Here is a 12287-nt window from a genome sequence, read left to right as displayed (position 1 = left end):
TCTCCAACTTCACTGTGCATAGGCGCGGATGCGCTCGTGTGCGTTCTGGACGTGTGTGCGCATCGCCTCGGCTGCGCGGTCGGGGTCGGCGGCCGCGATCGCGTCGATGATGTCGTCGTGCTCCTGGATGGCGTGATAGCCGTCGAGGGGCGCGAAGCGCATGCGCAGCATCCGGGTGTGGACGTGCGCCTGCGCGAGTGCTTTGCTCGCCTGACGGTTGCCCGCGATGTCGAGGACGAGCTCATGGAAGCACTGGTCGTGGTTGCGGAAGGTCGCCATCGAGGTGTAATCATCATCGAGCAGGCGGACCGGCCGGATGCTCGCGAGCTCACGGCGGAGCCGATCGATGTCGTCCGCATTCGCCCTCTCCGCCGCGCGTGAGGCGGCGTACACTTCGAGCAGCAGACGAAACTCCCACAGGTCGTCGAACTCCTCGCCGCTCATGATCGGACTGACGAAATAGCCTCGCATGGGCTCCTTGGTGACCAGCTCCTGAGTCTCCAACCGCGCCAGCGCCTCGCGCACCGGGGTCGTCGACACCCCGAGTTCGACGGCGATCTTGTCGATGTTCAGCCGTGAACCGGGGGCGATGTCGTTCGACATGACCATCCGGAACAGTTTCTGATACACGTGCGCGGAGACGCCGCCTTCCGGCGTCTCGGTGGAGTTCTCGCTCATCCCTCTAGCCTGCCGCCTATCGGGCTGTTCGTGTCGCGGCGCGCAGTCCCCGGCGCTCGAGCTCCTGCCAGCCCGGACCGTCGGGGAAGGTCCACGTGGCGACGGAATCGGGCAGCATCTCCGCACCGTTGCCGGGCTGCTGCGGCGCGCGGTAGCGACCGCCCGTCACCACAACCGGTTCGGCGAAGTGCTCGTGGAGGTGGTCGACGAACTCGATGTAGCGGTCATCCTGCGTGCCGGCCACGGCGGCGTAGTCGAAGAACGAGAAATGCTGTACGAGCTCGCACAGCCCGACGCCACCGGCGTGCGGGCACACCGGCACACCGAACTTCGCCGCGAGCAGGATGTTGCCGAGGTTCTCGTTCACGCCCGCGACGCGCACCGAGTCGATCTGCATGACGTCGATGGCCTGAGCCTGCAGCAGCTGCTTGAAGATGATGCGACTCTGGACGGCCTCACCGGTCGCGACGCGCATCGGCGCGATGGCCTTGCGGATCGTGGCGTGGCCGAGCACGTCGTCCGTGCTGGTGGCCTCTTCGATCCAGAACGGCTCGAACCGCTTGAGCGGCTCGAGCCACGCGATGGCGTCTTCGACATCCCAGCGCTGGTTCGCGTCGATCGCCACAGGGAAGTCGGGGCCGACCTCCGCGCGCACGAGCTCGAAGCGACGGATGTCGTCCTCAAGGCTGCCCCCGACCTTCAATTTGATGAGCTCGAAGCCGTCGGCGACCGCTTCGCGGGTGAGGCGCAACATCTTCTCGTCGGTGTAGCCGAGCCATCCTGGCGAGGTCGTATACGCGCGGAAGCCGTTCTGCTCCAGCTCGGCGATGCGCTCGGCCTTGCCCTGCTCGCCTCGGCGCAGGATCTCAAGTGCCTCGTCGGGCGTGAGCGCGTCGGAGATGTGCGTGAAGTCGATCGCGGCGACGACCTGCTCGGGCGTCAGGTCCGCGAGGTAGCGCCACAGCGGCTTGCCCTCACGGCGCGCGGCGACGTCCCACAACGCATTGATGATCGCGCCCGCCGCCATGTGCGAGACGCCCTTCTCGGGCCCCAGCCAGCGAAGCTGCGAGTCGTGCACGAGTTGTTTCGCCGCGGCGCCGAGGTCGCCGACGAGGTCATCGAGCTCTTCGCCGACGATCAGCTGACCGTAGGACTCGATCGCCTTGACCACGATCTCGTTGCCGCGCCCGCCGGTGAAGACGAGCGCGTACCCCGCCTCGCCGTCTTCGGCGATGATCCGCACATACGCGGCTGAGTAGTCGGGATCGACGTTGACGGCGTCCGATCCGTCGAGTTCCAGCGACGTCGGGAACCGCACGTCGCTCGTCTCGATCGACATGATTTTCGACATCTGATTGTCCTTTCCAGACGTGTGACGGCGTCAGCCGCCCATTCCGAGCAGCCCGGGCAGCCAGGTTGCGAGGAACGGGAAGTAGGTGATGAGGACGAGTGCGCCCAGTAGCGGTATGAAGAACGGCAGCACACCCTTCGTGACCTGCTGCACCGAGACGCCGGTGACGCTCGAGAGCACGAAGAGCACGAGACCGACAGGTGGTGTCAGAAGGCCGATGAGCAGGTTGAAGATGATCACGATGCCCAGATGGATCGGCGAGAGACCGTAGTCGCCGGCCATCGGCGCGATCAGCGGCACCAGGATCAGGATGGCCGGGGTGACGTCCATGAACGCACCGACGATGAGCAGCAGGATGTTCAGCAGAAGCAGGAACACGACGGGATTGGTCGTGATGCTCAGCATCGCCTCGGCGACCAGTTGCGGCGCACGCTCACGGGTCAGCACCCACCCGAACAGCGCGGATGCCGCGACGATGAGCATCACGACGCCGGATGTCTCAGCCGTCGAGCGCAGCATCGTCTTGATGTTCTTCCAGGTCAGCGCCCGGTAGAACGCTGACAGCACGAGCATGTACGCCACACCGATGCCAGCCGCCTCTGTCGGGGTGAACGCGCCACCGAGGATGCCACCGAGCACGATGACAGCGGCACCCATCGGCGGGAGGGCCTTCAGCACGGGGATCCAGCGCTCCGAGCCGTGCACGGGCTCGAGCCGCAGATCATCGCGCTTGCGCATCATCCACCAGACCGTCACCGTGAGCAGCGTGACCAGCACCAGTGCCGGCACGATACCCGCAACGAAGAGCGCGCCCACCGAAACCCCGCCGACCACGCCGTAGATGATCGCCGGCAGCGAGGGCGGAAGGATCGGAGCGATGAGCGATGCGGACGCCGTGATGCCGGTGGCGAAACTCGAGGAGTACCCGCGCTTGGTCATCGCCGGCACCTGCACACGCCCGAGAGCTGCGGCATCGGAGATCGCAGCTCCGCTCATCCACGAGAAGCCGAAGCTGCTCGCGATCGAGACGTATCCGAGGCTGCCACGCACACGGCCGAAGAGGGCGGTGGCTGCGTCGAAGAGCTTGTCGGACACACCGCTGACGTTCGCGATGTTGCCGAGCAGGATGAACATCGGAACAGCCAGCAGCGGGAAGCTGTCGACGCCCGAGATCGTCTGCTGCGCCGCGACTCCCCACTTCGCGCCGGGGTCGAGGGCGATGTAGAGCAGCGACGGTACGAACAGCGCCACCACCACGGGCACACGGATTGCGAGGAGGATGAGCAGCAGTCCGATCATCCACGTGAGAGTCCACATCAGTCGATTGCCTCCACCTCGACGTGGCGCTCACGGTACTGCGACGGGTACCTGAGAGCGATGACGCCATTGACCACGGAATGAACGGTCAGCAGCGCGAAACCGAGCGCGGCGGACAGATAGAGAAGGGGGTACGGGATACCGGTGGCAGGCATGGCCAACTGTGCCGCCCGCCCGGTCGAGAGTTCGATGGACGCATAGCAGAGCAGGCCGTTGACGACGGCGCCGACGAGCGCGGCGAACCCCTCCATGAGAGAGATGATCCGGCCGGTGCTCCTCGCCTGGACGATCTCCACGACGATTCCCCGTCGTTGCGCGGTGACAAAGGTCGCCCCCACGAACACGAACCAGACGAACACGAAGCGTCCGAGCTCCTCGGTCCAGATCAGCGGCGAGTTCAACACGAAGCGGGTGAACACCTGAAGGATGATCAGGGCGAACAGCGCGACGAGCAGCGCAGCGGCGACGGTGATCTCCGCGCGCACGAGCACACGGTAGAGCTTTGATCTGCGCTCCGGGAACTCGGGGTGCCAGGGGGCGACCTCTGTCATCGGATCAGCCCTCCTGCAGCTGCTTGTAGAAGTCCGCGAACTCCGGGAAGTTCTTCGGCACGATCTCGCTCGCGCGCTCGCGGAAGCTGTCGACGTCGACGTCCTCGTTCACAGTGACCTCGCCATCGGCCGTCCACTCCTCGAGGAAGTCGGCCTCCTGCGTCTCGACGCATTCGCGCACCGCCGCCTGTGCGTCCTTACCCGCCCTGCGCAGAGCCTCCTGCTGCTCTGCCGACAGCGCCTCGATCGACGACGCGTTGCCCAGCAGCATGACGCCCTGGATCATGTGGCCGGTGAGGTTGATGTACGACTGCACCTCATAGAGCTTCTGCGATGCGATGGTCGGGATCGGGTTCTCCTGGGCGTCGATCGTGCCCTGCTGCAACGCGAGGTACACCTCGTCGAGCGCCATCGGCGTCGCAGCGCCTCCCATGATCTCCGCCATGGTCAGGTACATCGGGGCGTTCGCGGCGCGCAGCTTCTGCCCCTTCAGGTCCTCATATGTGTTGACAGGGTTGTTGCTGGTGACCTGGCGAGTGCCGTAGTACCAGGCTCCGAGCACCTCGAGGTCGCCGTTCTCGCGGAGGCTGTCCCAGAGTTCCTGGCCGACCTCGCCGTCGAGCACTCTTTCGAACTGGTCGACGTCCGCGAACGCGTATGGCGCGTCGAGCATCGCGACCTTCGGCTCGTAGAGACCGAGGAACGACGGACCTCCGATGGCGAGATCCAGGCTGCCGTCGGCGACCTGCTGGATGCTCTCCTCCTCGTTGCCGAGCTGGCCGGCGGGGTACCCCTCGACCTGGAGACCGGAGCCGGAGAGCGACTCGTTCAGCGCGGGGATGCCGCACGCACCGACGGGGTGGGTCTCGTCGTACTGGTAGGCGAGGCGGAGCACGGTGGCGTCGCTGTCCGCGCCGCCCGCGGCGTCGCCCTTTGCCGCCGGCGCCTCGGTGCCGACGCAGCCACTCAGTGCGAGCAGGCCGACGGCGGCGGTCGCCACCAGGGGCAGGGTCTTCTTCTTCATCATGATTCTCCTTCGAATGGGTGATGCAGGGTATGCGATTACGGGTCTCGTCACGCGGTCGCGACGCAGAGGTCGTCGAGCCGGTCGTCGTCCCAGTCGATGCCGAGCCCAGGGGTCGTGGGTGCGCGGAGCGTGGCGGCGGTGAGCTCGACCTCGTTCCTGGTGACGGCGCGCAGTTGCGGGATGTACTCCGCGTAGCGGCCGTTGCGCACGCCGGCTGTGAGGCTCACGTGCAGTTCCATGAGGAAGTGCGGGCAGACGGGCAGGTTGGCGGCCTCGGCGAGGTGCGCGACTTTCAACCAAGGCGTGATGCCGCCGATGCGGGCGACGTCGACCTGGATGATGGAAGCCGCTTCGGCGTCGACGTAGGTCTGGAACTGCCCGACCGAGTACAGCGTCTCACCGACGGCGATCGGCACTGCGCTGTGCTGTGCGAGCTGGCGGTGCCCGGCGACGTCATCGGCGGGCAGTGGTTCTTCGAACCAGCCGATGCCGAGATCGGCATAGGCGCGCGACCGGCGGATGGCCTCGGGGACGGTGAAGGACTGGTTGGCGTCGACGAAGATCTCGAAGTCGTCACCGACGGCGTCGCGAACGGCGCTCAGCCGGCGCACGTCCTCAGCGAGCGTGGGCGCACCGACTTTGACCTTGGCTGCACGCATACCGCCGTCGCGCACCGCGGTGATGCCGTCGACGAGCTCCTGCTCCGACAGGTGCAGCCACCCGTGCTCGGTGTCGTACACGGGGACCTCGTCGCGCGCACCGCCGACCGCGATGGAGAGCGGGTCGCCGAGGCGCTTGGCGTTCGCATCCCATACGGCCGTGTCGACCGCGGCCAGCGCGAGAGCGGTGATGGCGCCAGGAGCGGTCGAGCGGGTCGAGGCGAACAGATCGAACCAGATGCGCTCGTAGCGGCGGATGTCATGCCCGATCAGGCGCGGGAGGAAGACATCGCGCAGCAGCGCGAGCACGGCGGTGCCGCCGGTTCCGATCGTGTAGCTGTAGCCGCGGCCCGAGATACCGGCATCCGTTGTGAGGTCCACGATCAGGGTCTCCTGCGACTGGAAACTCTGTACGGCGTCCGATCGGGCGGCTTCGACTGGGATGTCGACGAGGCGCGCGGTGGCGTTGGTGATGATGCTCATGATCTCCGTTGATCTCGGGTTGTGAGACGCCCTGTCGTGACAGGTATCGACGTCTGTGGCGAGACTAGGGAGATCGTGCACGATTTGTCAACCCAAACGCCGTGCAACCCTGGAACGACCGAATAAATCATGTAGGATCCTTCGCATCCCCGCTTCGACTCCAGAGACGCATGTCGCAAGGAAGGCAACGATGCCCGAAATATCTCTTGCTCCGAAAGATCTGCAGCGCGCATCGGCAGCGGCGCTCGTCGCCGTCAACGTGCCGGAAGGCGACGCCGAGCTCGTCGCTCGCACGCTCATCGCCGCCGATCAGCGCGGTATCTACTCGCACGGGCTGCTGCGCCTGCCGCTGTACGTCGCCGCGGTCGAAGCCGGCGGCATCAATCCCCGCCCCGACCTCCGCTGGCGCTCGGGTGCCGACGCCGTCGCGATCCTCGACGCCGACAGCGCGTTCGGTCAGGTCGCCGCACATGCTGCAGCGGAGAAATCGATCGATCTCGCCCGCGCACACGGCGTCAGCACCGTGGCCGTCGAAGGGAGCACGCACTTCGGCGCGGGCGGCTGGTGGTCTCAGATGCTCGCCGACGCCGGAATGATCGGCATCGTCACCTCGACCACCGGTCCGACTGTTGCGCCCTACGGCGGCGCGGAGGCCGTCCTCGGCACGAACCCGCTCTCGATCAGCATCCCGAGCAGCGAGGACCACGCGTTGACCGCCGACATGGCCACCAGCGCCGGCGCATACGGAAAGGTGCTTGCCGCGAACCGTGCCGGATCCGAGATCCCCGAGGGGTGGGCGATCGACCCGTCAGGCGCTCCGACCACGGATCCCGCCCAGGCGATGGCGGGCGCCCTGCTGCCGTTCGGCGGTCATAAGGGCTCCGCCGTCTCCGTACTGCTCGAAGGTCTGGCGGCATCGCTGACGAACGCCCACTACGCGTTCCAGACCACCGACATCTGGTCTACTCCGTCCCACCGGATGAACACCGGCCACCTGCTCATCGCGATCGACACCGCGGCCTTCAGTGGCGCGCAGCACACCGCCGATCGTGCCGCCGATCTGCAGGCGCGCGTGCGCTCGACCGGAGAGAGCGTGCTCGCCCCCGGAGACCCTGAGCACCACAGGTGCCGCGCCGCAGCATCCGCCGTCGCGCTTGCACCGACGACCGTCGACGCGCTGCAGCAGCTGTTCGCACGCCTCGGGGTCGCGCCCGTCAGCCCACTCTGATCCCCACGCCCCACAGGAGCCGCCTCCATGCTCACCGCCGCCTACACCGGAAACAAGACCATCGAACTGCAGCGCCGCGACGCGCAGCCGTCGCCCGGCCAGGACGAAGTGCAGATCTCCGTCGCATACACAGGGCTGTGCGGCACCGACCTGCACATCTTCCACGGCGACATGGACGCCCGTGTCGCCACCCCGCTCGCCTTCGGCCATGAGATGAGCGGCGAGATCACGGCCGTCGGCTCCTCCGTAGAAGACTGGGCCGTTGGCGACCGCGTCACCGTCATGCCGCTCGACTGGGACGGCACCTGTCCTGCCTGCCGGGCCGGCAACCAGCACATCTGTCACAATCTGAACTTCGTCGGCATCGACTCCCCCGGCGCCCTGCAGCAGCGTTGGAACGTGCGAACCGACCTGCTCGTCCGCCTCCCCGAGGGACTCGACCTGCGCACCGCCGCGCTCGTCGAACCCACCGCCGTCGCCGTGCACGACGTGCGGCGCTCGCGGTTGACCGAAGGGTCCAAGGCCGCAGTCATCGGCGGTGGCCCCATCGGAGTGCTCATCGCCACAGTGGCCCGCGCCTTCGGCGCCGACGTCGCCGTGCTCGAAGTCGACCCGACTCGTCGCGGGCAGGTCGAGGAACTCGGCTTCATCACCGTCGACCCCACCGCGGTCGATCAGAAGGCCTGGATCGAGGAGTGGACCGGCGGCGTCGGCGCCGATGTCGTCTTCGAGGTGTCCGGTGCGGCCGCCGCCGTGCTGGGCGCCACGGACCTCGCCAGGGTGCGCGGCACGATCGTCGTCGTCGCGATTCACCCGACCCCGCGCCCCATCGATCTACAGCGCGTCTTCTGGCGAGAGCTGGAGATCCTCGGCGCCCGCGTCTACGAGCGCACCGACTTCGAGAAGGCCGTCGAGCTACTCGCCGAGGGCACGATCCCGAGCGAGGCACTGATCACCAAGGTCGTCGCTCTCGACGCCGTCGAAGAGGCTTTCCACGACCTCGAGGCCGGCCGCGCGATGAAGATCCTCGTCGACGTGCAGGGCGACGAGGCACCCGTCACCACAGGAGCAACACGATGACCTTCGACCCGGCCACCGCCTTCGACCTCTCCGGAAAGCTCGCCGTCGTCACCGGCGCGAAGCGCGGAATCGGCTTCGCGATGGCGGAAGCCCTCGCGGCCGCCGGCGCCGACATCATCGGCGTGAGCGCGACGCTGGAGGCATCCGGCAGCGACATCGAGGCGGCCGTCTCCGCCCTCGGCCGCTCATTCGAGGCGCACACCGTCGACTTCTCCGACCGTGCCGCCGTCACGGCGTTCGCCGGGGAGCTCACCGGACGACGGGTCGACATCCTCGTCAACAACGCCGGCACCATCAAGCGCGCCCCCGCCGCCGAGCACCCGCTCGAGTGGTGGGATGAGGTACTCGAGGTCGATCTTTCCGCGCCGTATGTGCTCTCCCGTGCTGTCGGGCAGGGCATGCTCGGACGCGGCGCCGGCAAGATCATCTTCACGGCGAGCCTGTTGAGCTTTCAGGGCGGCATCAACGTCCCCGGCTACGCCGCAGCGAAGTCGGGCGTCGCCGGTCTCGTGAAGGCCCTGTCGAACGAGTGGGCAGGTCGCGGTGTGCAGGTCAACGGCATCGCCCCCGGCTACATCGCCACCGACAACACACAGGCTCTGCAGGACGATCCGGAGCGCTCGCAGGCGATCCTCGACCGCATACCGGCGGGACGCTGGGGACGATCCGACGATCTCGCGGGCGCGACGGTCTTCCTCGCCTCTGCAGCATCCGACTACGTCTCCGGGGCCGTCCTCCCCGTCGACGGAGGGTGGTTGGGACGATGACTGATCTCGCCTCTCTCTCACTGTCGCTGCGCGACGGCGACGACGTGCGCATCGTCCGCGACAGCCTGGCCGCAGGCGCGTACACCCTCGACGGCGCGACGCTCACGGTACCCGCCGACATCCCGCGCGGTCACAAGGTGGCTGTGCGCCGCATCGAGCAGGATGCTCCGATCCACAAGTACGGGCAGGTGATCGGCTTCGCCACTCGCGTGATCGAGCCCGGTGAGCACGCGCACGTGCACAATGTCGAGTTCCGCGAGTTCGACCGCGTGGGCGTGGCCGGTACTGCGCTGCGCGAGACCGTCATGGTGCCCGAGGCCGAACGCCGCACGTTCTCGGGCTACCGCCGCGCCGATGGCAAGGTGGGCACCCGTAACTACATCGGGATCATCACCTCTGTGAACTGCTCGGCCACCGCCGCACAGCAGATCGCGATGCGGGTGGAGATGAGCGGGATCCTCGACGACTATCCGAACGTCGACGGCGTCATGGCACTCACGCACGACACCGGATGCGGCACCGGCGGTGCCGGCAATTACGGCTTCGGCGTCCTGCGCCGCACCCTGCACGGATACGCCAGCCACCCGAACTTCGGCGCAGTCATCGCCGTCGGCCTCGGCTGTGAGGTGAATCAGATCCGCGACATGACGCAGAGCTGGAAGAACGTCCCCACAGACCGCAAGGTGTCGTCGATGACGATCCAAGCGCTCGGCGGTACGCGCGCCACGGTCGAGAAGGGCATCCGCCGCGTCACAGCGCTGCTCCCCGAGGTGAACAAGGCAGAGCGCGAGCCCGTCCCGGTCTCGGAGCTCGTGCTGGCGATGGAGTGCGGCGGATCGGACGCGTTCTCGGGCATCACCGCAAACCCTGCACTCGGAGCCGCGGCCGACATCCTCATCCGACACGGCGGCACAGCGGTGTTCGGCGAGACGACGGAGATCTACGGCGCGGAGCACCTGCTCACCAGCCGAGCGGTCAGCGACGAAGTCGCCGACAAGCTCAACGAGCGCATCCGCTGGTGGGAGGACCACGTCACCGCCGACGGCACCTCGATCAACAACAACCCCTCCCCCGGCAACAAGGCGGGCGGGCTCACCACCATCCTCGAGAAGTCACTCGGCGCCGCCGCCAAGGGCGGCTCGACGAACCTCGTCGACGTGGTCGAGTACGCCGAGCCGGTCACAGCCAAGGGACTCGTGTTCATGGACACCCCCGGCTACGACCCGGTGAACGCGACCGGTCTCGTCGCCGGTGGCGCACAGGTACTCGCGTTCACGACGGGTCGCGGCTCGGCGTTCGGGTGCAAGCCGGCTCCGAGCTTCAAGCTCGCCACGAACACGCCGCTGTACGAGCGGATGACCGAGGACATGGACATCAACTGCGGGTCGGTCGTCGACGGCGAGAAGACGATCGAGCAGATGGGCGAGGAGATATTCGAGTTCATCATCCGGATCGCCTCGGGCGAGAAGACCAAGAGCGAGGAGCTCGGCTACGGCGACAACGAATTCGTCCCCTGGCAGCTCTCTACCGTGGTCTGACCCTCGGGCCCCGGATATGAGGGGGCAGAAAATGAGAAGGGCACCGGCTCGAAGCCAGTGCCCTTCCCGTTTCTCGACCGCTCTGCAATCAGTATTGCCAACAACCCATCGGTCGGGCTGACAGGATTTGAACCTGCGACCCCTTGACCCCCAGGCGTCCAAACGGCCCAAATCGGGCCAAGAACCGCGTAGTTCCGCGGATCAGATCATGCAGGACACGTCATGCAATGCATGGTTTGCATGATTCTGGTCCCCTTTTGGTCCCCGCTTTCGACCGCCGAGCTCTCAGGGCTCAGGGCTCAGGGCTCAGGGCTCAGCCCGAGGGTTGCTTAACGGCTAAGCAACCAGCAGCGGGAGCTGGCTCTCCACGCCTCCAGTCAGAAAGATGATCCGGTTTTGTCCGAAGGTGGAAGCCACTGATGGAGCATGAGCGTCCGGCGTCCGGTACTCCGCATCCATCGCCCAAAGCAATCCGCCAAGTGTGTCCTCGTCTTGGCCGATGTGGCGACGCGGGTAAGGGTCGATCACGACGATGCGACGGGACGGTGACAACGAAGCCCAGCGGCGGATCGCCGCATCCACATGTTGATCGCGGAAGGAGTAGCCGACGACGGCCAGCAGCTCTGATTCCTCAAGCCAGTCGTGGAACTGACGAGTCAACGCTGGGAAGGCCGAGAAGGGAGTGGTTTTCGAACCCGACCCGAAGATCACGGTCGGGGTCAGGAGTCGATTCGGCGCCGCCTCGTTGAGACCATTCGTTTCATAGAAGCCCACAGCCGGGACGAGGTTCCCGCTTTCGTGGTTGGTGGATCGAGAGCCGCGCCAGGTCATGGAGCCATGCAGCTTCAGGAGAGGCACGGCTGCTGTCTCGAATTGCCACTGGAAGCCTCCAGCCCACAGCTCGGCCCCTGTGGAGACTTCGACACCGAACCTCTCACCAGCCCGCTCAATGAGCTGGTCGTAGTTGAGCGTGACGATGCCAGTCTTGTCGGCACGAAGCAGCGGCTCGAAGTGGTCGAGAGGAGCGTTCGCCTGAGCAGCATCAAGCGCACCAAGCGCATGCCCCTGGATCATGTCGAGAATCCACTGCGCGTCTCGAGCCAGCGCTGCGGTGTCACCGCCATAGGTAGGGAACTCCATGAAACCGTTCACCCAGAACCGCGTTGGGTCGGAGTCCTGATAGGTCAACGTCTCGACGGCTTGATAGAGATCCTCGATGTTTGAGCCCATCGATAAGACCACCGGACGAATATCCCGCCAGAGCTCCGGGACTCGCGATTCAGCGGCGAAGTTGGTTGTCGCCTCATCGATGCTCGTGAGCACGATGTCAGTGAGCTCAGCGGAGACCGGAAGCGCAGGTTTAGAAGCACCCGCGCCCAAGAGAAAGAGGACTCGGCCGCCCGCCTGCGCCACCCACTCACGGGCCGTATTGAGATTCGTCTGCACGATATCAGCATGGCAGCGGCGACCCGTCCCTCACCAGCGACGCGGGGCAGGCACGAAAAGTGCCCACGCCTCCGGGCGGATGGCATCGGCCCTGGAGGCCGGCTCTTTCGCCGCATGAGATGCGGGCCAGTGACGGGGTGTCCCCCACGTTTGGCGTCGGGA

At 66.4% G+C, this 12287-nt stretch carries 11 protein-coding genes; 4 read left to right on the top strand and 7 right to left on the bottom strand.

Translation table 11 applies throughout. From position 1 onward, the window contains the following. Positions 1-9 precede the first annotated feature (9 nt). Genes JF52_RS0115180 through JF52_RS0115155 form a run of 6 tightly spaced genes read right to left on the bottom strand, consistent with a single transcriptional unit; the run spans position 10 to position 6066 of the window. Entirely contained in the window at positions 10-678 is a 669-nt protein-coding gene (locus tag JF52_RS0115180; RefSeq protein WP_033107448.1) for a GntR family transcriptional regulator, read from the bottom strand. 16 nt (positions 679-694) lie between these two features. After that, a complete protein-coding gene (locus JF52_RS0115175; protein ID WP_033107447.1) occupies positions 695-2029 on the bottom strand; it encodes an enolase C-terminal domain-like protein in 1335 nt (444 codons plus the stop codon). Between the two features lie 30 nt (positions 2030-2059). Next, positions 2060-3346, bottom strand: a complete 1287-nt coding sequence (locus JF52_RS0115170) for a TRAP transporter large permease (RefSeq protein ID WP_033107446.1) — start codon at positions 3344-3346, stop codon at positions 2060-2062. Then, positions 3346-3897: a TRAP transporter small permease gene (locus JF52_RS16665; protein ID WP_052167102.1), complete on the bottom strand. Its 552-nt coding sequence runs from the start codon at positions 3895-3897 to the stop codon at positions 3346-3348. The genes JF52_RS0115170 and JF52_RS16665 overlap by 1 nt, the downstream gene beginning before the upstream one ends. A 4-nt stretch (positions 3898-3901) precedes the next feature. Next, entirely contained in the window at positions 3902-4921 is a 1020-nt protein-coding gene (locus JF52_RS0115160) for a DctP family TRAP transporter solute-binding subunit (RefSeq protein ID WP_152594919.1), read from the bottom strand. A 50-nt stretch (positions 4922-4971) separates the two neighbouring features. Next, the gene (locus tag JF52_RS0115155) at positions 4972-6066 is read right to left on the bottom strand and encodes a mandelate racemase/muconate lactonizing enzyme family protein (RefSeq protein WP_033107445.1); all 1095 of its coding nucleotides are present in this window, start codon (positions 6064-6066) and stop codon (positions 4972-4974) included. A 190-nt stretch (positions 6067-6256) separates the two neighbouring features. Between JF52_RS0115155 and JF52_RS0115150 the strand changes: the two genes are divergently transcribed. Genes JF52_RS0115150 through JF52_RS0115135 form a run of 4 tightly spaced genes read left to right on the top strand, consistent with a single transcriptional unit; the run spans position 6257 to position 10679 of the window. Further along, positions 6257-7294: an Ldh family oxidoreductase gene (locus JF52_RS0115150; RefSeq protein WP_033107444.1), complete on the top strand. Its 1038-nt coding sequence runs from the start codon at positions 6257-6259 to the stop codon at positions 7292-7294. A gap of 27 nt (positions 7295-7321) precedes the next feature. Continuing rightward, the gene (locus JF52_RS0115145) at positions 7322-8374 is read left to right on the top strand and encodes a (R,R)-butanediol dehydrogenase (RefSeq protein WP_033107443.1); all 1053 of its coding nucleotides are present in this window, start codon (positions 7322-7324) and stop codon (positions 8372-8374) included. Then, positions 8371-9141 carry an SDR family oxidoreductase gene (locus JF52_RS0115140; RefSeq protein ID WP_033107442.1) on the top strand — a complete coding sequence of 257 codons (771 nt, stop codon included), beginning with the start codon at positions 8371-8373 and terminating at the stop codon, positions 9139-9141. The genes JF52_RS0115145 and JF52_RS0115140 overlap by 4 nt, the downstream gene beginning before the upstream one ends. Further along, on the top strand, positions 9138-10679 hold the full coding sequence (locus JF52_RS0115135) for a UxaA family hydrolase (RefSeq protein ID WP_033107441.1): 1542 nt from the start codon (positions 9138-9140) through the stop codon (positions 10677-10679). Before JF52_RS0115140 ends, JF52_RS0115135 begins: the two co-directional genes overlap by 4 nt. A gap of 336 nt (positions 10680-11015) precedes the next feature. On the opposite strand, the gene JF52_RS0115130 is transcribed toward JF52_RS0115135, so the two are convergent. Beyond that, complete coding sequence (locus tag JF52_RS0115130) at positions 11016-12125, bottom strand: SIR2 family protein (RefSeq protein ID WP_033107440.1); 1110 nt, start codon at positions 12123-12125, stop codon at positions 11016-11018. Positions 12126-12287: the final 162 nt, after the last annotated feature.

The organism is Microbacterium profundi, from assembly GCF_000763375.1.
GTDB classification, from domain to species: Bacteria; Actinomycetota; Actinomycetes; order Actinomycetales; family Microbacteriaceae; genus Microbacterium; species Microbacterium profundi.
Note: the sequence above shows the minus strand (reverse complement) of the source record. Positions and strands in the feature narration are given on the sequence as shown.

Excerpts from the sequence above, each read along its gene's own strand:
- JF52_RS0115180 (WP_033107448.1), bottom strand. The coding sequence starts at position 678 with ATGAGCGAGAACTCCACCGAGACGCCGGAAGGCGGCGTCTCCGCGCAC.
- JF52_RS0115160 (WP_152594919.1), bottom strand. The coding sequence starts at position 4,921 with ATGAAGAAGAAGACCCTGCCCCTGGTGGCGACCGCCGCCGTCGGCCTG.
- JF52_RS16665 (WP_052167102.1), bottom strand. The coding sequence starts at position 3,897 with ATGACAGAGGTCGCCCCCTGGCACCCCGAGTTCCCGGAGCGCAGATCA.
- JF52_RS0115155 (WP_033107445.1), bottom strand. The coding sequence starts at position 6,066 with ATGAGCATCATCACCAACGCCACCGCGCGCCTCGTCGACATCCCAGTC.
- JF52_RS0115145 (WP_033107443.1), top strand. The coding sequence starts at position 7,322 with ATGCTCACCGCCGCCTACACCGGAAACAAGACCATCGAACTGCAGCGC.
- JF52_RS0115175 (WP_033107447.1), bottom strand. The coding sequence starts at position 2,029 with ATGTCGAAAATCATGTCGATCGAGACGAGCGACGTGCGGTTCCCGACG.
- JF52_RS0115150 (WP_033107444.1), top strand. The coding sequence starts at position 6,257 with ATGCCCGAAATATCTCTTGCTCCGAAAGATCTGCAGCGCGCATCGGCA.
- JF52_RS0115135 (WP_033107441.1), top strand. The coding sequence starts at position 9,138 with ATGACTGATCTCGCCTCTCTCTCACTGTCGCTGCGCGACGGCGACGAC.
- JF52_RS0115170 (WP_033107446.1), bottom strand. The coding sequence starts at position 3,346 with ATGTGGACTCTCACGTGGATGATCGGACTGCTGCTCATCCTCCTCGCA.
- JF52_RS0115140 (WP_033107442.1), top strand. The coding sequence starts at position 8,371 with ATGACCTTCGACCCGGCCACCGCCTTCGACCTCTCCGGAAAGCTCGCC.